Consider the following 22684-nt stretch of genomic DNA (forward strand, 5'->3'; position numbering starts at 1 on the left):
GTGTCAAATGGCCAAAAAATCAATTCCAAACCGGAAGTACACCCCCGAATTCAAAGCTGACGTGCTCCGCTTGGTTGCCAACGGGGAGCCCATTCTGGGGGTCTACCTACATTCGTATGTTATGTCTCATTAAAAAGATATAAATATTTGATTTTTAATGAATTAACTAGATTTTGTCGCTGATTTATTCTGACGCTAGATCATTCAATAAACTGGCAGGGTTGCTTTAAAAGGGTGTAATTAATCGGGTCAAGCCCTCAGTTTTATCTGCTTTCATGCTCACACGGGGCCGGTAGTGGTAATCAGCTACGCTTTTGTAATTAACAAATAGCATTCGCAGTAAATCCATGTGCATCGTCCCATTTTCCTGCCTGATGAATGTTACGCGCATGTCGCCCAACTAATTAGTTTTGGAGCTTCTCTCGTTAGGTTACCCGTTAAATAAAAAGTCGACCATTTATTTATCAACTTACATGTATTTATAAGATGCTTTTCTTAACTCGTATCGCATTGTTTTTCGATGGAAAAGGCTAAAGGATTGATTTACTTTTGAATTGCTTGCCAGCCACTAATAGTCATTCCTACTTGTACCACACCCTAACCAATCATTTACGTGAGCGCTAATAAAGAACGGACTTCGACTTCTTCAGAGGGTTCACAAAAAACGGGTAATGGGTTATCATTCAAGGGGAATCCAACGAAATCCAATGCGATTGAGATACCCCAAATTTCGCTTCCCAAGGGTGGTGGGGCTTTAAAAGGCATTGATGAAAAGTTTCAGGTCAACGCGGCAAATGGGACGGCTTCGTTCTCAATCCCTATCCCTATTACTCCCTCCAGAGGTAACTTTCAGCCTTCGCTAACCCTTGCCTACAATTCGGGGGTTGGTAACAGCATTTTTGGCGCGGGTTGGGGTGTTGACTTTCCGGCTATTCAACGACGTACGGATAAACGCCTGCCGCAGTATAAAGACGATGCCGAAAGCGATGTGTTTTTGTTTTCAGGGGCCGAAGATTTAGTACCTGTACCTGACGATTCAGAACAGCCGAACCCGAATGGCATTCAGCTTAAACGGTATCGCCCTCGGGTGGAAGGCCTGTTTGCGCGTATCGAACAAGTAAGGCTGAGCCCACAGGCACCTGTTTTCTGGAAGGTAACCACGAAAGAAAATATCGTAACCATTTTTGGCAGCAAGCCCGAAAGTCGGATTGCCGACCCATCCGATTCAACAAAGGTATTCAAATGGCTGCCAGAGTTAAGCTATGATGATAAGGGCAACTGCATGATTTTCGGTTATAAAGCCGAAGATATGGCGAATGTCGCTGACCTGCTCCACGAAAAGAACAGGCGTAGTCAGCCATCGATGTCCCTCAATCGGTACCTGAAACGCATCCAGTACGGCAACGTAACGCCTTACTTTCCACATCCAGTCGATTCAAATGCGTACACGCCCCCGCCAGTCATAGGCAACTTTTTGTTTACCCTGGTCTTTGATTTTGGTGAACATACTGATAATAAACTGACTGAATCAGTTAGCTGGAAAGCGCGAAACGATGCTTTTTCTGACTATAAAGCCGGTTTCGAGATCCGTACGTACCGCCTTTGTGAGCGTGTGCTGGTATTCCATCAATTTCCTGAATTGCGTGCTGACGCTCAATTGGTTCGCTCCCTGGACATGACGTACACGTCGCCAGTGAGCGGAACTGATCAAAATGCGGAACTGACGTATCTTACATCAATTACCCAAAAAGGCTATAATCCAGATGGAGCGCCAACGCCACTGCCAACGATGAGCTTTGCCTACCAGCCGCTCCAATGGAGTAAGCAAATTCAAACAGTCTCGAAAGAGAATATCATGCATGCTCCGATTGGCATTGGTACCAATTATCAGTGGGTCGACTTCTGGGGTGAAGGAATTTCAGGCATTCTGACCGAACAGGCCGATGGCTGGTATTATAAAAGCAACCTCGGAAACGGAGCGTTTTCGAACGCGCAACCAATTGCACCCAAACCGTCTTTGTTGGGCCTGGCTTCAGGTAGCCTTTCGTTGCAGGACATCGATGCCAATGGCAAAAAATACATTGTCAGTTATGAAAAGGGTTTACAGGGCTATTTCGAGTTAGATGAGGACAATACCTGGCAGCCTTTCAGGACGTTTGAAACCGTTGCCAACGTCGATACCAAAGACCCGAATGTTCGGCTTCTGGACTTAAATGGCGACGGGATTCCCGAAGTCGTGATGACCGAAGAGCATGTGTTTCGCTGGTTTCCGTCGAAGGGGACGTTGGGCTACGACTCACCCGAAGTAGCAAGAAAACCGTTTGATGAGGAAAAAGGACCAGCAATTGTGTTTGCCGACAGTCTCCAGAGTATTTTCCTGGCTGATATGTCGGGTGATGGACTGACCGATATTGTCCGGATCAGGAATTCCGACATCTGTTACTGGCCCAATATGGGCTATGGGAAATTTGGGGCGAAAGTAACGTTGAGCGGATTTTCGCACTTCGATTACCCCGATTTATTCAATCCGGCCTGTCTGCATCTGGCCGATGTGAGTGGCACGGGCGCTACGGATATTCTGTACCTCGGCCAGAACAAGTTCAACGCTTATCTGAATCTGAGTGGCAATGCCCTCAGTCAACCTTATGCGATAGAGCCTTTCTGGGACACAGCCTCTCCCAATCAGCTTTCGGTGGTGGATCTATTGGGGCGTGGCACCAGTTGTATCGTTTGGTCGTCGCCGTTGCCAGCCAATGCGCTGGCGCCCATGCAATACATTGATCTGATGGGTGGCCACAAGCCTCACCTCATGGTGAGCCACCAGAATGGCATGGGTAAAGAAACCAGGGTTACCTACAAAACCTCGGCGGAATTTTATCTCGCTGATAAAAAAGCAGGGAAACCGTGGGTAACAAAACTGCCTTTTCCGGTACAATGCGTGAGTCAGGTAGAAATCATTGACACGGTTTCGGATCTGCGCTTTACGAACCAGTATACCTACCATCATGGCTATTACGACCATGCCGAACGGGAGTTTCGGGGATTCGGGCGCGTGGAGCAAACAGACACCGAAGAATTTGCTTTCCTTCGAGATAGCAGCCCGTCGCAAACTTCCGAAATCCAGTTTTATGAACCACCCATTCTGACCAAAACGTGGTTTCATACGGGTGCGTTTATCTCAAAAAACAGAATCCTGGATCAGTTCAACCAAGAGTATTGGCACTCGTCAACGCCGGAAGCCTTGCCGGATGGCGTAATCATCGGGGATTTAACACCCATTGAATACCGCGAGGCTTTGCGTGCCTGCAAGGGTATGACGCTCCGGCAGGAGGTATACGGACTTGACGCCCTAAAACGTATCGCCGAAGAGAAAGCATCCAAACAGTACAGAGATGATGATCCTAAGTTTTTAGACTTTCAGCAGTTAGCCCGTAAAACCCAGCAGGTTCCGTACACCGTAGCCGCACACAATTGCCATATTCAGATGCTTCAGCCCAAAGCTGATCGGGCACATGCCGTTTTTCTGGTACATGAGTCTGAAGCTGTCACGTTTAGCTATGAACGCAATCCAAACGATCCTAGGGTAGCCCATACGCTCAATCTTGACTTTGACGAGATGGGCAACGTTTTGAAAGTCGTGTCGGTGGTGTATGGCCGGAAAAATGCACAGTTACCAACGCCGGAAACAGCACAAGCTAAGTCCTTTCTCGACGAGGTTCAGAAGAAGATACATATTACGTATACAGAAAATGAGTTTACCGCTGACATTGACAAGAAAGGTGAGACGACCTATCGCTTGCGGATGCCTGTGAGCACAAAGACGTATGAGTTATATGACGAAAGCAAACAGGAAGGTTTCTCTAAACTCTATACGTTGAAAGACTTCGACTACCTGGTTGATCCGACACTTATTCCGACCGTTAAGGGCTGCAATTATGAAGCTGATTTCGATAGAACACCAACTGCACAAAAACGACTGATCGAGCACATTGAAACCCGCTATCTGGCCGATGATCTCATCAATGAACTCCCCCGTGGTACGCATGGGAAGTTAGGGTTAACTTTTGAAGCCTACCAACTGGCCTATACGCCGACTTTACTGATCGCCTTATTCCAGGATAAAGTTGCGGAAAGCCAGTTACTGGAAGGGAAGTTTTGCCATCTCGACGGAGATACGAACTGGTGGATTCGGTCGGGGAAAACCGGATATCGGACAACGGCAGGCGAACCGGTTGAGCAAGCAGCCTCCCGGTTTTATCATCCCGTTCGCTACACAGATCCTTTCGGCACCGTTACGTCGGTTGAGTATGACCGCTATTCATTGTATGTAAAAAGAACCAGACAGGGCACTGATTCACTGTTTCTGGAAACATCTATCGAACGGTTCAATTACCGATACTTGGTACCCGAACTGATCACAGATGCCAACCAGAACCTGAGTGAAGCGGCTTATGATGCGCTTGGGATGCTGGTGGGTACGGCTCTGAAAGGCAAAGGGGATGAAGGTGATAATTTGACGGGTTTCTCTGCCAATCTGACTCCAACGCAAGTTGCTGGTTTTTTTACCGATCCATTGGCCAATGGCCCAGGTCTACTCCAGAAGGCCACGTCGCGGCTGATCTACGACTTCCACACGGTTCCTGCCCGAGTCGCCACCATTGTACGCGAAACGCACGTAGCCGATGAAAATGGCACACCGAGCAAACTGCAATACAGCCTGGAATATACCGACGGATTGGGCAAACCGGTGCTGAAAAAAGTACAGGCTGAACCCGGTATGGCCAAAAGCTTGGACGGAACCTACTGTGTGGACATACCGGCAAACCCGCGCTGGGTAGGGAACGGACGAACCATCCTGAACAATAAAGGAAAACCGGTAAAACAATATGAACCCTATTTCTCGACCACGCATCAGTATGAAGCTGAACCGGCTCTCCGGCAATGTGGTGTAACACCCGAAATGCACTACGACGCTGCCGGGCGGCTCATTCGTACCAATTACCCTGATGGTACGTTCAGCAAGGTGGAATACGACAGTTGGAGCCAAAAGGTGTATGACCAGAACGACACCGTTCTGGAAAGTGATTGGAAAGCCCTTCGAGAAAGTCCAACGCCTGAGTTTCTGGCTAAGCTGACGGCCGTCGGGGGGGATATAAGAAAGGAACAGGTCGCGCTGGCCAAAACACTAATTCATGCCGATACGCCTGATACGCTGTATCTTGATTCGCTGGGCAGGCCGTTTCTCTCGATAGCGCATAACAAATGGGAAGTCGTAGAGACCGGACTGGCTCCCGTGCCATATGAGCAGTATTACGATACCCGTGTGGTTCTGGATATAGAGGGTAATCCGCGTGCCGTGATCGATGCGCGGCAGAATACCGTCATGACCTTCGCCTACGATATGCTGGGGCATACAGCCCATACCCAGAGCATGGACGCGGGTGAGCGTTGGCTCCTGAACAACTGCCTGGGCAAGCCCTGCCTGGCCTGGGATAGCAAAGACCAGCGATTTGAAACCCGCTATGATGCCCTCCACCGACCATCGGAAAGCACTGTAAGCCAGGGACCGAACCCCGCCGTTGTGTTCGAACGCATCCTGTACGGCGCCACTGCCGATACTGCGCAGAACCTGAATGGCGCCCCCGTTGCCCATTTCGATACGGCGGGTGTAGTACGCAACATAAAGGCCGATTTTAAAGGCAACGTACTGGAAACAACCAGACAGTTTTGCCGCGACCTGACCGAGTTTCCGGATTGGGCAAACCTGCAACCGGAGGAGTTTGTCAGCACAACCCACTTTGACGCCCTCAACCGCCTTGTCCAAAGCCTAAGTCCGCATAGTACAGGCATGAAACCAACAACTCAGTTTCACCAGTACAACGAAGCCAATCTGCTCGAACAGGTGCGGGCGCTCGTACGGGAGGGCAACGAGAATGCCGTGGTAACCAATATCAACTATGATGCTAAAGGGCAACGCACTCGCATCGACTACGGCAACAATACGTTCACTACCTACGAATACGACCCCGATACGTTTCGGTTAAGACGACTTCGGACTACGGCAACTATATCACCTGTTACGGCGGCAGGTGGCCCTCTGGGGCTTTATCAGGATTTAACCTATACCTACGATCCCGCAGGTAACATCAGCAGCATAGAAGATAAAGCCCAGCAGACGCTATATTTTAATAACTGCCAGATAGACCCTATCAATAGCTATCGCTATGATGCTACGTATCGACTGATTGAAGCCCAAGGACGTGAGCAGATTGGACCAACAGCCATGAGCCCCATTCCGGCCGGCGACTGCGCCATGCGACTCTATACTCAACGCTACGATTACGACGAAGTAGGGAATATGACCTCGTTACGACATATAGCCGGATTAGGCAGTTATACCCGTACGTTTGACAATAGAACAACCAATAACCAGCTTAGGCACGCCTTCATCGGCTCCACACACCCGTCGCCAACGCAGGAATACACTTATGATGCGCACGGTAACATGACTCGGTTAGATCACCTGACCAGTATGGGCTGGAATTTCAAAGACCAGCTCTGGCAGTTGACCAGTACCGCCAACTCGGATAACGATAACACCAACGGAGCCAGCTACCAGTACGATGCCTCCGGCCAGCGAGTGCGGAAACGGGTGCAGAAAGCGGGCGGTATCGTGGAAGAACGCTATTACCTTGGTGATTTTGAACTCTTCAGAAAAACCACGAACAGAGTCCTTACCCAGGAACTGGAAACCCAGCACCTGATGGATGATAAGCAACGTATAGCCATTGCCGAAACCGTGACCATTAACACGGAGCAAAGGAGCAATTTGCCCGCACCAGGCATGGAAACGCTGCTCCGTTACCAATACAGCAACCACCTCGGCTCGGCTATGGTAGAACTGAGTGATGCAACCAACACCGCCCCCAATGTCATCAGCTACGAAGAATACCATCCCTACGGCACTACCGCCTACCAAGCTCAGAACAGCACCCTGAAAGCCGCAGCCAAACGCTACCGCTACACCGGCATGGAGCGCGACGAAGAAAGCGGCCTCAACTACCACACCGCCCGTTACTACGCCCCCTGGCTGTGCCGCTGGACTGCCGCCGACCCAACTGGCATTGGGGATGGGGTGAATGTGTATTGTTATGTGAAGGGAATGATTATAAGTTTTGTAGACATTTCAGGAAAAGAAGGAGAAAAAATCCAACCGCCTGCCCGATCAGATTATAAAGAAGCTTTTCTGCGGGAAGAAGCAGATAGAAAATTCAAAATAGACGTAGCTAAAAGATTAGTTGAAGCTGAAAGGGCTCATGTAATTGGTATTGATAATGCAACTAAAAGAATGTTAACTGCAATATCTATATCTACCTCATCAGATATTTTGCCTAATACTTTTGATATACAAATTGCTCGAATATTAAACCGAATGCTTGAAGCTGCTGAACATAGAAAAGGGACTATCAAAGGAGTAGATTTTAAGATTATGAGTCTACATCGAACGAATCAAGGGCCTCATGACGATGGATCTGCAATAGACATAGAACGTTACGCAGGTCATGATATTAACTTTAGTGATTATTCAGAAGCCAGAAAAGGTATTGAAGGGTTTAAGAATGACATGAGAGGTTTAGGAATTGCTATGTATTTTGGTTTTCCAAGAAGTCCGAGGCCTTTCGGATTACCCGGCTTTTTAAAAGACTTTAAGAAATATTCTAAGTACTATGAATCTGGATGGGCACTACTTTTCAATCCTGCCCTAAAGCCACAGTACGATATAGAAGGGTATTTTTTTTCAAGAGCGGCAAGGCCTGATAAAACTCCCGAAAATGAAAAAATAAAAAATTTCACCTTAGAGGCAATGGATACTTTCATTCTGGCAATGTTTCCAGATGCCCCAGATCATCTTCATATACAGACGAAAACAGGTAGTGGTTCTCCAATTACTATGCCTAAGCCAACGAAGGTTCAGAAACCTAAACCAGCAATTCCTCATAAAAATAGAGCTAAACCCGCACTTCCGTTGCAACCTATACCACACACATAAATGTATTAAACTACTATCGACTCGAAGCCGATAGTAGTTTAACTATTGCATATAAGGATTCCCTTAGAACTTTTTGGGATTTTATTTGGGGTTTGCTCAATAATGCTACTCACCTAGTTGTTTCACAGCCAAGTTTACCAATTTGCTGAAGAAAATAAGGTTTGGTTCATTCTTCTGATTGCTTACTTTATCCATTATTAGTTCATCCATTTTCAACCATAACCTGATGAAACCCATCCTTGCCCCCATCAAATTAGTAGAAACGTCTGAAAATGTAGCTGCGTTACATAACGCACTTAATACACTTCTATCCAGTGATTATGCCATTCAGTCTGACGAAATCAAGGAGCAACGAGCTGGAGAAAGTACAAAAAAAGGTATTGCCCAACTGAGGGAAATCTTCACGGAAGAACACCTGCCAGAGGGTCAGGAGTATCTGGTAGCGGAACAGGCAGCCGCTTTCCTTAACAGCCTCTTCGTGGTGTCGGGGCGGGTGCTGTCGAAGCAGGGGCAACCTATAGTAGGCCAACGGGTGGTTGCCTTTGATATTGATTTACGGGGTATTGGTAAACTGAATGGCCTCCAGAAATGGGATGATATTCGAGCCGTAGAAGGTGGGTTTGAGCCGCTGGGCAAATACCCAATTGGGAATGAGCATGTTTTCAAAACGGACGCCACCGGAACCTATAAAATTACCTTCACCAAAGACGAGTATGCCCGACACGAGTTGGGTTTGGCCGATGTGATCGTCTTTGCCCTTAACGAGAACAACGAGATTGTGGGGCGTTCGGTCATTGCCACCCGCAAATCCTACATTGATGGCAATGAGATTCAACAATTAGACGTACTCACATCGGCAGACCAGCCCCCGCTCAGGCCCGAAAGTGAGTTTACCCGCCTGATGAATCTCATTTCCCCCTTTGTGACGGAATGCGGAATGCAGCTAATCGAACTGGTTGCTCCTGAACAAATCACCTTTGTCGCCACCGAAACCGAGCAGGATGCCACGCAGGTAGGGTTGCTGGTACAGGCGTTTCAGCTTACGCAGGCGTTTTTATCACTCATGCTTGTAAATCCGGCATTTGCTCATTATCCAGCCTTGTTTTATGGGATGGGGCGTAAAGGCATAGCCCTGACCTGGCAGGGGCTGGCGTTCATACCAGATGATACCAAACGAAAAGCAATAAAGGATGCCATTCAGGAAAACATCATCGACGAGTTGGGTGCAGAAATGGATAGTTTCATTGACGCCATCAAATCAAAGGCGTTTACCGGAATTTTACAATCTGCCCCGGAAACCAATAACATCAACAGCTTATTGAGCCTAACTCTGGGACAGGGCAATATTGACCAGAAAAGCGAGTTCCTGAAAATCTATGCCGAGAACCAATATAACCCAACCGGTTTTTGGGATAAATTGAGAGAACAACCCGGTTTTGCAACTAAAATCCCAGCCCTCCAACTCACCAACCAACTCTTCGACATTACGGGTGGTAATGTAGCCCTGACCACGAAGTTACAGCCGACCATTACGCATCTGAAAGACGTAATGAGTCTGGATCTGGACGATAGCGAATTTGCTCTACCTGATGCCCCCCCGTCCGTCGAACAGAAAGCCTATCTGAAAGGCATTCAGGATAAATTAACCCAGCTATTCCCGACCGAGCGGCTGCGACTCAAACTACAGAATGACACCTTCGGCAATCCAATCGCAGCGCACATAGCTACTCTACTGACGCATACCGACTATGACCTTCGCACCACCAATCTCATCAGTTTGAGGAAGATGGTTACGGATAGCCCGTCAATTCCAGACGACAATAAAAAGGAGGTAATCGAGCAAATCAGCACCTATCAGCGGCTATTTCAGCTAAGTCCCTCATTCAGTGTGTTTGAGAAATTGCAGCAAACAGACTACACCTCAGCGCTTCAGATTGCCGGCATCTCAGAGAAGAATTTCATTGCTCGTCATTCCGAAGCCTTTGAAGAGATAGCCGAAACAGGTTTAGACGGAGCAACCATTGCCGCCGATGTGTATAACAAGGCCAGAACGGTGGTGGCCCGCAACGAAACCATGCTGTTAGCCCTGAATGATAGCATCAGTGGATACGCCACCAACGCCGTCGGTGGTATGTACGTCAACCGACCCAAAGCGTCGGAGATTGCGGAATGGCTACGGACGGAAATCACAGCCCCGTTTCTCGATGCGATCACAGCCATGTCCGATTATCAGCAGTTTTTTGGCACCCTCTCGATGTGTGACTGTAAAGACTGTCGTTCCATCTTCAGCCCGGCGGCTTACTTAGTTGATACCCTGCATTATATCGAAACAGGGGCTCCGAAAAAGCTTCTTCCCGGCCAGATTCACCCGATTGTTAAATTACAAACCCGCCGACCCGACATTTTTCATATTCCGCTCACCTGCGAGAACACCAATACCATCATTCCCTACATTGATCTGGTTAATGAAGTGATGGAGTATTACATTGTAAATGGAATCGATGCAAGTAGGGCTGTAAAGTATATCTCGAAAATCGATCCGGCTGATCCCGAGAAGAAGATCACACCCATTGATACGGGCGATGCAACGGCTACCGAGTTACGGGCCGAACCCCAGCAAACGGCAGAAAGTGCGTATAAAACGTTAGCAGAGGCATCTACATCATTCAGCCTGCCCTACAACCGTGCTTTAGACCAGATTCGTACCTACCTGCCGCAACTCAAAACCACGCGCTACGAAGTACTGAATGTGTTTAGTGTCCCAGCCGATAAAGACCTGGTTCAGGAATATTTCGGACTATCGGATACAGAATACGGTATAATCATTCATAATCCGGCTACTGACATCAAAGACCTGTTTAACATTAGCGATCTAACCACGCTGAAAAAAGCAAACGTATTTATTGAGAAAACGCAGATTCATTTTACCGATTTAGTAGAAATTACGAACACGAAATTTATCAACCCAACTCAGCAGGTTCTCATTCCGCCACCGACTGAGTGTGCTCTTGATCAAATCAATTTAGTTTCTTATCCAGACGATACTACGTTCTTTTTAAGACTGAATTTTTTTATTCGGCTATGGCGCAAATCAGGGCTGTCGATTCATGAACTGGATGTATTGATATCGGCAGTTCCAACACCTGGTTTCGAGGTAATAATTGCCTGGCTTTACCAGTGCCTCAAACTGAACGAAACCCTTAAACTACCGATTACTAAACTGGCTGCTTTATGGGCCGACATAGATACCTACGACAACCACAAAACACCGTCGCTCTACACACAATTATTCCAGAATCGGTTTGTAAAGCGGCTCGATACCGATAACACGTTTGCGCTTGCTCAGCTTACGGATACAGCCAATCACCGTCGCCTGAGCGATTACAAACCCCTCATTAGTCTGGCCTTCCAGATAGACGCTGTCTCGTTAGAAAGTATCCTGACCGATGCTACTGGTAAATTCAGTAAAGTTGAGTCGTCAACTGACCCTGCGCTGAACTTAGCCAACCTCAGCCTGATTTACCGCTATGTCGTACTAGCTAAAGCCCTTACTCTTAGCGTAGAAGACTTCATCAGCTTAAAAAAGTTATTTGGATTAGGGGACCTTTCACCAGCCGATCCAGTCCATCTTAAAGCGTTTGTCAGTACGTTCCAACAAGCTAAAGAAGCCGGATTCACAACCCAACAACTACGGTTCATTTTTGGTCAGGCTATCGAAACGTCGGAAACAACTACCGCCTTCAACCAAAAGCTTCTGGCTTCGGTCAGGCAGTGCCAGGCAGGGTTGCAGCAAATTGATGCGGAACTGCCTGAGGTGTACGATCCTGCCATCGTCAGGTCAGGAGCCGTTTCAATCAGCGACGTTACTCCGGAGTTTGTGGCTAACAAATTAGCGCTGCTATACGGCTCTGAAATTGCTCAAACGCTGGTGGATATAGTGACAGGCAAGAACGTTTTTTCTGTACCCGTCGAGAAAAGTTTATCAATAAAAATTGCTGATTCTCTGAAGACTAAGGTTTTTTATGATTCCGCAATAGGCACACTCTCCTGTAAGGGCATTCTGACTAATTCTGAGAAAGCAACGCTTAGTCATGATAATGTTGCACTTTCTGAATTTGACTCAAAGGCAATTGAGCCATTAGCCCGAAAGCCGAATGAGTTTATTATAGACAATACACTTCCTGGCATTTGGGAAAGTTATGATGCTGTCGGTACTTTCCTGAATCAGGACGGCGATACACTTCCTGACAGTTTACACATTGATTTGTATAAAAAACTGGTGCCTTCCCTCCAGTTAATGCTTAAAAAACTAGTAGTCACTCAGCAAATAGGTCTATTGATAGGCGAAGATGCCGCTACTACAGCTCTGCTTTTAACCGATAAAATGGACCCACTTCTTAGCAACCTACCAGAAACGGGACTAAGTGACGATGCAACGCATGGTATACGGCCAGAAATCGACGTAAAAACAAATTCTGCTGGCTTACCGGGCGAAGTTACCTGGAGAGGATACATCAGCGCAACCAAGTCGGAAGAGTTCACATTTACGGTCGAAGTGGCCGAAATCGATGAGCTATTTAGCCTGACCATTAACGGTAAAGAAGTTCTAAAGAAGAAAGGTGATATCACGGATAAAGATAGTCTCAAACTATCCGGGGCCTATACTTGCGAAGCAGGCAAGGTCTATTCCATTATTGTTGACTACACAAACACTACCGGTGCATCAGGGATCAGGCTATTCTGGCAGTCGGCCACCACGCCTAAGCAGATTGTACCAACGGCGGTTTTGTTGCCACAATCCAGCGTTGATTCCATAAAAACGATAGTTCAGGCCGCCCGGCAAAAAGCGGCCCTGATTAAAGGCTTCCAGTTGACGGCTGACGAGGTTAGTTACTTGAAAGACAAGGCCATAACAATACCGACCAGTATAGCTACCCTCAATACCCTCAGTGCATTTACTACGCTTCGTAGCCAGCTTCCCCAGAAACCGATTTCGCTGGCTGTCTTTTTGATGATTGCTGATCAGATTCAAAACAAAAACGAAGTGCTTTCCCAGATAATGGGCTGGGATGTAAAATGGACGGAGGGGCAGATGGCAGGCAAAGCTTATAAAGACCTGGCGTTGCTCACGAGCTTACATCAAAAATGGCTTCTCTGCCAGAAAACTGGCGTTTCGGTGGAAACGCTAACCAATTGGGCAACCCGAATTTCAACGGATTATGCCAATTTAACCCAAACGGCCCATGAAGTTATCAATGCTGTTAAGGCTACCTTTGAAGACCCCGACCTCTGGCTGGAGTTTGCTCCCACGCTCAATAATCCCATCCGCGAACATCAACGGGATGCGCTCATTGCCTATTTACTCCAGATCAAACAGCTACAGGATGCGCATGTGAAGGATGCTGATGGCTTGTTTGAGTATTTTCTGATTGACGTACAGATGGGAGCCAAAATGGATACCTCCCGCATCAAGCAGGCCATTTCGTCGGTGCAGTTATTTGTTCAGCGATGTTTGCTAAACCTGGAGACCGGCGTTTCGCCTACTTCGATTGACACCGCCAACAAACGCTGGGAATGGCAGAAGCACTACCGGCTCTGGGAGGCCAACCGCAAAATTTTTACGTACCCCGAGAACTGGCTCGAACCCGAATACCGCGACAATAAAAGCCCGTTCTTCAAGGAGTTGGAAAGCGAACTGCTCCAAAACGACATCACCGACGATAACGCTGAAACGGCCCTCCGCAACTACGTCTATAAACTCAACGAAGTAGGCAATCTGGACATTTGCGGGGTGCATCAGGAAGACATCAAAGGTATACCTGATGATAAAGATTACATTGGTAAAATCCACGTAGTGGCCCGAACTCATGCGGCCCCCTACCAGTATTTCTATCGTTCCACTTCGTACCCAACCCTGGACTGGACTGCCTGGGAAAAAGTACCTATTGATATAAAAGGCGTAGAAGACGGGGCCGATAGTGGCGTACACCTATTACCCGTTGTCTTTAAAGGCAGACTCTATCTATTCTGGCCGGAGTTTATGGAGAAGAGTGAGGAAGAAGAACACATGAAAAGTGGCTCAGTAGAGATATCAACACATAACCCAATCACATTGACTACGCCTAAAAAATACTGGGAAGTTCGTTTGGCCTGGAGTGAGTATAAGGATAAGAAGTGGTCACCGAAGCAGCTATCGAAGGAATTTGGAAAAGTTTCTGTCTCTTATGCAATCACAACCGATATTGAATGGATTGGTGATGATGCATCGACTGTTGCAGTATCCGATAATTTAGTTACGGGCACTAGTGGTTCACTTAAGAAAACCAAAGAATACTCGGCCTTCACTGTTGATAATCTTCAATATTTTAGATTAAACCTGTATAAGAATGATATACAAAATATTTTTAACATAGAATTAAAATACAATGACACAAGTGTTGCTATTTATAGTGCAACAGATTTTCATTTTGATTCAAATTTGTATCCTATAAGATTTATAGGTAAAAAATCAGTACAAAAAAAAGCCGGGGCAAATCAAGAAATAAGAACACTCAAACCTTTAGAATTGCTACCGCCAGTTCCAGAAGGGAATTATTATCAATTAAGCTTGGTAAAGAAAATAGTTATTGATGATCAAATTTACTTGAATTCGGAAAATTTACTATACAAAGTTGCATCCGTAGATAATACATCATCCTATCAACTGTTGCCATATAGATCTTTCTTTTTAAAACAAGGTAATGTGTCTTTTTTTGCCAGCTCTGAGGAATATATCAGCCGTAAATCTTATAGCGGTACAGACTTAAAAGGAAAGCCCTTGACATGGGTAATACAATTCATCCAGAATCGATTATCATTCATTAATTTTTATCATCCATACACATCAGACTTTATTTCCGCTATTAATCGAAGGGGTATTGATGGAATTATGGAGGCAGATACTGAACTGGAAGAGGTAGATGATTTTAACATTTCATACCAACCTATAGGTTTAGTTAATACCCCCTATCCACTCAAAAATATTGACTTTAGCGAAACAGGCGGCTACGCTATTTACAACTGGGAGTTGTTTTTCCATGCCCCCATGTTTATTGCTACACGCCTGAGTAAAAACGGTAAATACAAAGAAGCCCTACGGTGGTTCCACTATATTTTCGATCCTACCACCAATGAGGCTTCCAATGCGGATGATGTCAAACGGTTTTGGAAAGTAAAGGGGTTCAAAGAAACAGCTAACCCAATGGAATCTATTGATACGTTTTTCAAGCGCATTAACGAGGGCAACGAGCATGCCAATCAGCAGGTTACCCAATGGCTTCAGAATCCCTTCAATGCCCATTCGGTGGCCCGCAACCGGCAGGCTATTCCGTATATGAAAAACGTATTTTTTAAATACGTTGAAAACCTGACTGCCTGGGGAGATGACCTGTTCCGGCAGGACAGCATGGAGAGTATCAACGAGGCTACCCAATTATATGTGCTGGCGGGCCATCTTCTGGGCAAACGGCCTGAATTTATTCCTGACCTGAAACCCGTAGTCAAAAAATCATATACCGATTTACAACCGGAGCTAAACTCAGCCAGTAATCCGCTAGCTCTGCTTGAGAATATAGTTCCTGCCGGCACAACGGATTCCACATCGGTCAGTACGCCCAAAACCAGTAGCACACACATTGGCCAGACGTTTTATTTCGGTATTCCATTCAATCAAAATATCCTTACCTATTGGGATACAGTAGAAGACCGGCTCTTCAAAATCCGCCATGCCATGAACATCGACGGCGTGGAGCGTAGCCTCGATTTATTTGGTTCCCCCATCGATCCGGGCCTGCTTGCCGCAGCCCTTGGCAAAGGCCTTAGTCTGAGTGATGTATTGAGCGATCTGAACACCCCGGCTCCCTTATATCGGTTCAGTTATTTAGTACAAAAAGCGGTGGAGTTTACGGGCGAAGTGAAGGCATTGGGTGGCGCTTTGCTATCAGCTATTGAAAAAGGGGATGCTGAAACCCTGAGCCTGATGCGGGCCACTCATGAAAGCGCTATGATTAACCTGGTGACGGCCATCAAAGAACGTCAGGTGCTGGAAGCCAAAGCCAATCGACAGAACTTAGAAGTAAGCCGCCGAAATACGATTAAACGAGTTGGTCATTATATGAGCCTGATGGGCCTGAAAGAGAGTGACTACACCATTCCAGACTTAGTAACTCTTTCCGCCGACCTCACTGCCGACAGCACGTTACCTCCCGATACGATTGTAAGAGAGCAGCAAGCTAGTTTGGATGTTGCTTTACAAAATTCTGATCAAAATGGAGTATTATTAATACCGAGGGAGAAGGAGGAGTTGGATAAAATGAATGCTGCTAAATGGTGGCAGATTGCGAGTAATTCTTCTGAAACAATTGCGGCAATGTTTCATTTATTCCCGGCAATCGAAATTATGGGGGCACCTCTCGGTGTTGGAACAAAGGTTGATTCCTTTAAGGGATTCGCTTGGGCTAGCGCCGCATCAGCAATGGGGAAAGTTTCTTCACTTATTGGCGGGATACTAACAGCCGAGGCAAACGAAGCCGCTAAAATGGCAGGCTATATTCGTCGGGTGCAGGACTGGACGTTCCAGCTTAACTCATCGGCGCGGGAGGTTGTGCAGGTTGATAAGCAACTGGTAGCGGCTGATATTAGAATTCAGATTGCCCAAAAGGAATTAGATAACCACCGTCGGCAAATAAAACATACGGAAGAAGTAGAGCAGTTTTTATCCGGAAAGTTTAGCAACCAGGAGCTTTATACCTGGATGAAAGAACAGTTAATCAGTATTTACAAACAGTCCTACCAATTAGCCTATGATCTGGCTAAGAAAGCGGAGAAGGCGTATCGCTTTGAGTTGGGTAAGCAGCAATCCAATTTTATCCAATACGGCTATTTTGATAGTAACTTCAAAGGGTTGCTGGCGGGCGAAAAACTCCATTTCGCGCTGAAGCAACTGGAGAAATCATACATGGAAGAAAATACCCGCCGGTTTGAACTCACAAAACACATCTCCCTTCGTCAGGTTGCGCCCGAAGCTTTATTAAAACTCATTTACGAAGGTGCGTGTGATTTTGATCTGGAAGAATGGATTTTTGACCTGGATTTTGCCGGGCATTATTTCCGAACCATCAAATCTATATCGCTAAGTATCCCCTGCGTGGCAGGCCCCTATACAACCGTCAATTGTACACTTCGCTTAAAGAAGAACAGTATCCGTATCAATACGATGAATGCGCAGAATTACATTCGAACAGGTACGGAAGATCCACGTTTTGTAGAAAACCTGGTCCCGTTCAAATCCATTGCGACCAGTTCGGCCCAGAACGACAGTGGCATGTTCGAAGTCAATTTCCGCGACGAGCGCTATCTGCCCTTCGAGGGAGCAGGAGCCATTAGTTCCTGGCAGTTGGAGTTGGGGGATATCGCCCATCAGCAATTTAATTATCAAACCATTGCCGATGTAGTGATACACATCAAATATACAGCAAGGGAAGATGCCGGTACGTTCAAGACAAGTGCTCAGGCTGCAATTAAGGACCAGATAAAGGGGAAACCACTGCGGTTATTCAACGTGAAGCAGGATTTCCCGAATGAGTGGTATAAACATAAGAATCAACCAACGGAGCCATTGGTTCTACATTATCAACCTGAGTCTCTCCCTTTCTGGGTAAAAGGTCAACCAATCTCGGTAACCGTTTACAAGGGAGTAAATCCAATAAGTGGAGATCCAATAAAGGAGGTCGATAAATCAATTACTATTGAGGCCTCGACAATTAGTGGTAACGACACGGTATTTGTAATTGTGAGCACTAAAAATGAATAGATTCTATCCTGAGAACCTGCTGAATTTGACCTGAGCTATTTTCTACTTACTGGAAGAAGTAAGTACAATCCTGATGAATGGCTCAATTAGACATACTTGATGAGAATGCCCGTCGAGACCGGGACGCCGGAGCGTTTTGAAATGCCACCGACATTCAATTCCGAACAACGGCGTCACTTTTTTGAATTAACCCCGCAGCTACGCAATCAGCTACGAGGCCTTGATACGACAGTGAATCGAGTAGGGTTTCTCTTGCAGTGGGGATATTTTCAAGCGAGCGGTCGCTTCTTTAAGCCGACCACTTTTTTTTCGGTCGATGTCATTTTTGTGGCTCGTCTGCTTTCGCTTGAGCCTCTCTCAATTAATTGGCGACATTACAATCGCAAAACGATTTTTCGGCATCGACAAATCATCCGTCAAAATTTAGGATTTACGTCATTTATGGGGGCAGGGAAAGCTATGGCCGTCAGGAGGTTGTCCAATTAGTAAGCCGCCAGATTCATCCTGAACAGATTTTCTGAAACAGTTTTTGATTAACGCCATTACCTGTTGGAACATGCTTCGTATTACTCAACAATTAAACGAAGTAACTGGCCCGGAGCGCGAAGATCTTTTAGCCGCGATTCCCCATACGGCTCCACTCAGTTGGAAGCACATCAATTTTCAAGGAGAGTATGATTTTTCAGAAGATGGACTCCGTAATCTGATAAATTTAGATTTACGGGGCATTCTAAGAAATAAAGCCTAGACAATAAGATAAATATCTAAAAATCAATCAAATGCCTCGTTTTAGCGAGACATAACGTACGAATGTAGGTAGCTCCCCTATATGTTAAGGGAAATGCAGTTGTATCCCCCTGACGACAAACCGGCGATAGATTTTCGGATAAATGTCTAAAAACTAGCTGTTTTCCACAAGTTTTTAGCGAAAAACAACTTGCTTTGAATATATAAAATTCATATATTTATTTAAGGAAAATAGAATTATATAAAAGATTAGATCCGTGTGTATCTATCAGCAATAAACTTGGTACTATATCCCGATACTCTCTAAACAATGAAAACCACAGACGAACAGGAGGCTATCATTCACCAGACTGGCAACATGCGTGTTAACGCTTGTGCAGGGTCAGGTAAAACCACGACGTTAACGCTGTATGCAGCTCACCAGCCCACTACCAAGCGAATCCTTTACCTGGCTTTTAATAAAACAGTACGCATGGAAGCCATGACCCGTTTTATCAGGAAGGGCGTGCGAAATGTTGATGTCCACACAGCTCACTCATTAGCTTATCGATACACAATTGGAAAAGGTCTCTATCAACTCAATTCATCCGGGTCCATTTCACTCTCAGACCTGATAGACTATTTATCGCTCGACAGCACCCATGGGCAGGAGATGGCACCTGTTATGGCTGCCCATATCCGGGCTTTCTTCAGTTACTATTGTAATGCAGCAGCGCGGACACTCTCATCGCTCCATTACCGGGATACGATTGATCCCGCTGACCATAAAGCGCAGAAGTTTGTTCAAGAATATGAAGTTCCAATAACGAATTATACAGACAGACTTATTACGGCAATGACAACTGGTAAGCTGGCTGTCACGCATGATTTCTATCTGAAAGCATTTCAACTGGCTAATATTGACCTGCCGTATGATATCATCCTCTTTGATGAAGGACAGGATGCCTCGGAGACGATGCTTGCCGTATTTGAGCGACAAGCGGCCATTAAAGTTATTGTAGGCGATCAACACCAGCAAATTTATGGCTTTAGACATGCAATCAACTCGATGCAGCGTTTGGACTTTCCAATCAGGCACCTCTCCCAATCGTTTCGGTTTGGTGCGGATACTGCTGAATTAGCTAATCGGGTACTTGGATGGAAAACGATAGCTCAGAGCCAAACGCTACTTAAACCCATTACCGGCCTCGGCAAAGCTCCTATCAGTACAGTACTAACTCACGCGACAATTGGCAGAACGAATCTGTCAGTACTTGCACAGGCAATTGAAGCCCTGTGCGTTCGGGAAGATATTGGCAGTTTGTATTTTGAAGGACGTTTCGATACCTACACCTATATGGAAAACGGAGCTAGCCTGTATGATATTCTTAACCTCCACGTGGGTAAATCGACGTTAGTGAAGAACCCAATTCTTAAACGAATGTACAATACAGAGGCCCTGCGACAATATATTGACTTGACTGGTGACCGGAATTTCAAGGTAGCTCTTGATGTGGTGGAAACCTACGAGACCGATCTGCCACATTATATTACCCGGATTCGGAACGGCCATATGAGTGAGAGCGAACGTATGAACTCGGACCGGATTTTCTCGACAGTACATCGATGCAAGGGATTGGAATACGATGAAGTCCAGATTGAGGACGATTTCATCAATCTGCCAGGCATTTTCGACCGATTAGAGATAATCAAAAACACACCCGGCTTGACGGTTTCTGGCCGTAGCCTAATGCAGCAAAAGCTTGCTGAAGAAGTAAATATGCTTTACGTAGGGATCACGCGAAGTCTGGGAGCGCTACATCTTCCAGAACAATTACAAAAAGACTTGCGAAGTCAATCGACCATTTATCGGGAAAAGCCCGAACATCTGGCACTAAATGAATAAGAGGGGAAAGGGTTTTGAATTCTTTTATTTCAGGTGATTTTACCAGTCGACAAAGGTAACTGTTCATAATAAAGGTTGGAAGAATGCATCCGGCCACGTGGAACGCATCCGGCCGGACTAAAAATGTTTTTGCTGGTAAAAAAATAAAGTGTAAACTTGTATGTTTCCTTATTTATTTATCAACTCTTAATCGCTATTTATATGAAATCAAAACAAATGCTTATTCAACCAAAATCAATTGTTGTAAAAATCAGAACACGTATTTTCTCAAAGATTGTTGCTGATGTCGAAGCTATTGCATCCACATCTTTATTAACTACGGTGAATGATTAATCGGTTTTATCATACCTGAATTTCCAGCTTTGATACACTTATTAGTGTATTTTAAAAGCGAGGAAGTACAACGCTTTCAATATCAAAAGCGTTTTCGATGGGTACATTATGATTAAGTTACTAATACAGCTCATTGTTAAATTTACCGAGTTAACTCTAATCTCTGTTTCTCTGTTAAGGTCTTTACTTAGATTTATACGAACGAGAGTTGGTGAACCTTTCTCCAGCTCTTGTTTGGATCATACTCTATATATTAGATTTAATATGCGGGGAAACAAACCTCAACATTGTTTAATAAATAGATCTACTATTATGGGTAATCAAAAAAAAAGCTAAGTTTTAGCTTTTATCCGCCGAAACCGCCAATAGTACCACTTTTTCAGGATTATAATAATAACATTACTTCCCAAAAGTATTTTTATGAGTATTTCGCTGATTCTCCAGAATTATTAACTCCCCCCTATTGGATGTATGATACTTGCCACAAGCTTGATCTATGGGATTTTAAAACGAAAGAATTTGTACAAGAAGAAGAAGTTGAATTAGATAAAATTATAGGCACTACAAAGTCAAATTATTGTAATGAATCAATTTCATATCCTTACCATTATTCAAATTGGCTAGGATTTTTCTATGAAATATTTTCTATTAAATCATTAGAATATGCTCGTGGATATCTCTCTAAATTAGACGAATTAATTAAAAAAGATAACATTGAAAATTCCAAACAATTTTATTTGTATAAAATACAGATTAATAAACAATTTTATTATTTCATTGGTGAAGGCTCACATAGAATTACCCTATTGAAAATAAGAGGTGATAAGTCATTCACTTTTAATACAGTGGAAATTATAGCTGATCTTGGTAAATCAGAAATTTATCCGGCATTAACGTACTTACCTTAACATGTTTTATTTATTAAATTGATATGCAGTATATTTATATTAATTCTTTGTATATTATTATTACATTGGAATTATTGTTTTTTAGCTATAAATTTTTGTATGTTAAACTATTATGATTAAGCATATCGAACGGCATTGCTGAACTCATTTGAAGGTTTAAAGGCCGGAGTGTGGTGCTCATCTACAATAAGAGCCGTGTTTGTACTTATATTCCGGGCTAATTTACGTTTTCGATGCTTGTTGTGAAAAGTACCAAAGCCTCTTATCGTAACTGGCTCATTTCGTGTGAGAGAATCTTTTATAACAATAAAAAAAGTTTCAACAACTTCTTTCACATGTTCCTGATCTAAACCTGTTTGGTTTCTGATTTGATTGAATACGTCTGCCTTTGTCATGTTGAATGAGATTGTTGCTTTAATTAATTAAAGATCGGAATACTAGTTATTTACTAATGAAAAAGTCTGATTGAAGCTCAATCAGACTTTTCGATTATCCACACCATTTTAAATAGTTAGACCAAGGAGATACTCAACTTAAATCCAACTTTACAAAAGTATATAATTCTTTGCTTATCTACAAGTATCAATAACTTTATGGTTATTTTGATAGTGTACTTCCTTGGCTGAAAAGTATATGATTAAAGTTACCAGAAAACCAATAATACCGGAAAGCATATAGATAAAACCGGCGGTGAGTATCTTCCCTATCTCATAATAGTCCCAGGGTATTTTATTCAGTATGCCAGATAAACTAGTCCAAAGAATTATGTATAGAAACAGGCCTGATATGTGTCGTATTTTCATGGTTATTTAAGTTTTGACAGAAATTTGAAAAATAATCCGGAATGATGGTATACTATTTTACACTTTATAAATACCGGAACGGAATTCTTTTCCTTAAGCGGACCCGTC

General features: G+C 44.8%; 8 protein-coding genes. 7 read left to right on the plus strand and 1 reads right to left on the minus strand.

Annotation, left to right across the window (positions count from 1 at the left end):
• The first annotated feature begins 613 nt into the window (after positions 1-613).
• The 7 genes from AC23NW_RS26185 to AC23NW_RS26215 all read left to right on the plus strand — a co-directional run bounded on the left by AC23NW_RS26185 (position 614) and on the right by AC23NW_RS26215 (position 21773).
• Positions 614-8050 carry a SpvB/TcaC N-terminal domain-containing protein gene (locus tag AC23NW_RS26185; protein WP_487453190.1) on the plus strand — a complete coding sequence of 2479 codons (7437 nt, stop codon included), beginning with the start codon at positions 614-616 and terminating at the stop codon, positions 8048-8050.
• 226 nt (positions 8051-8276) lie between these two features.
• On the plus strand, positions 8277-17900 hold the full coding sequence (locus AC23NW_RS26190; protein WP_487453191.1) for a Tc toxin subunit A-related protein: 9624 nt from the start codon (positions 8277-8279) through the stop codon (positions 17898-17900).
• Between the two features lie 105 nt (positions 17901-18005).
• Positions 18006-18386, plus strand: coding sequence for a DUF4158 domain-containing protein (locus tag AC23NW_RS26195; protein ID WP_487453192.1), 381 nt, complete (start codon positions 18006-18008; stop codon positions 18384-18386).
• A gap of 43 nt (positions 18387-18429) precedes the next feature.
• Positions 18430-18648, plus strand: a complete 219-nt coding sequence (locus AC23NW_RS26200) for a Tn3 family transposase (RefSeq protein WP_487453193.1) — start codon at positions 18430-18432, stop codon at positions 18646-18648.
• A gap of 309 nt (positions 18649-18957) precedes the next feature.
• The gene (locus AC23NW_RS26205; RefSeq protein WP_487453195.1) at positions 18958-20532 is read left to right on the plus strand and encodes a UvrD-helicase domain-containing protein; all 1575 of its coding nucleotides are present in this window, start codon (positions 18958-18960) and stop codon (positions 20530-20532) included.
• A gap of 201 nt (positions 20533-20733) precedes the next feature.
• Positions 20734-20865 (plus strand): hypothetical protein, encoded by a 132-nt coding sequence (locus AC23NW_RS26210; RefSeq protein ID WP_487453197.1) that lies wholly within the window; start codon positions 20734-20736, stop codon positions 20863-20865.
• A gap of 467 nt (positions 20866-21332) precedes the next feature.
• Positions 21333-21773: a hypothetical protein gene (locus tag AC23NW_RS26215; RefSeq protein WP_487453198.1), complete on the plus strand. Its 441-nt coding sequence runs from the start codon at positions 21333-21335 to the stop codon at positions 21771-21773.
• 116 nt (positions 21774-21889) lie between these two features.
• On the opposite strand, the gene AC23NW_RS26220 is transcribed toward AC23NW_RS26215, so the two are convergent.
• Positions 21890-22168 carry an HU family DNA-binding protein gene (locus tag AC23NW_RS26220; RefSeq protein WP_487453200.1) on the minus strand — a complete coding sequence of 93 codons (279 nt, stop codon included), beginning with the start codon at positions 22166-22168 and terminating at the stop codon, positions 21890-21892.
• Positions 22169-22684 lie beyond the last annotated feature (516 nt).

This window comes from Arsenicibacter sp. R0_47, assembly GCF_057652235.1.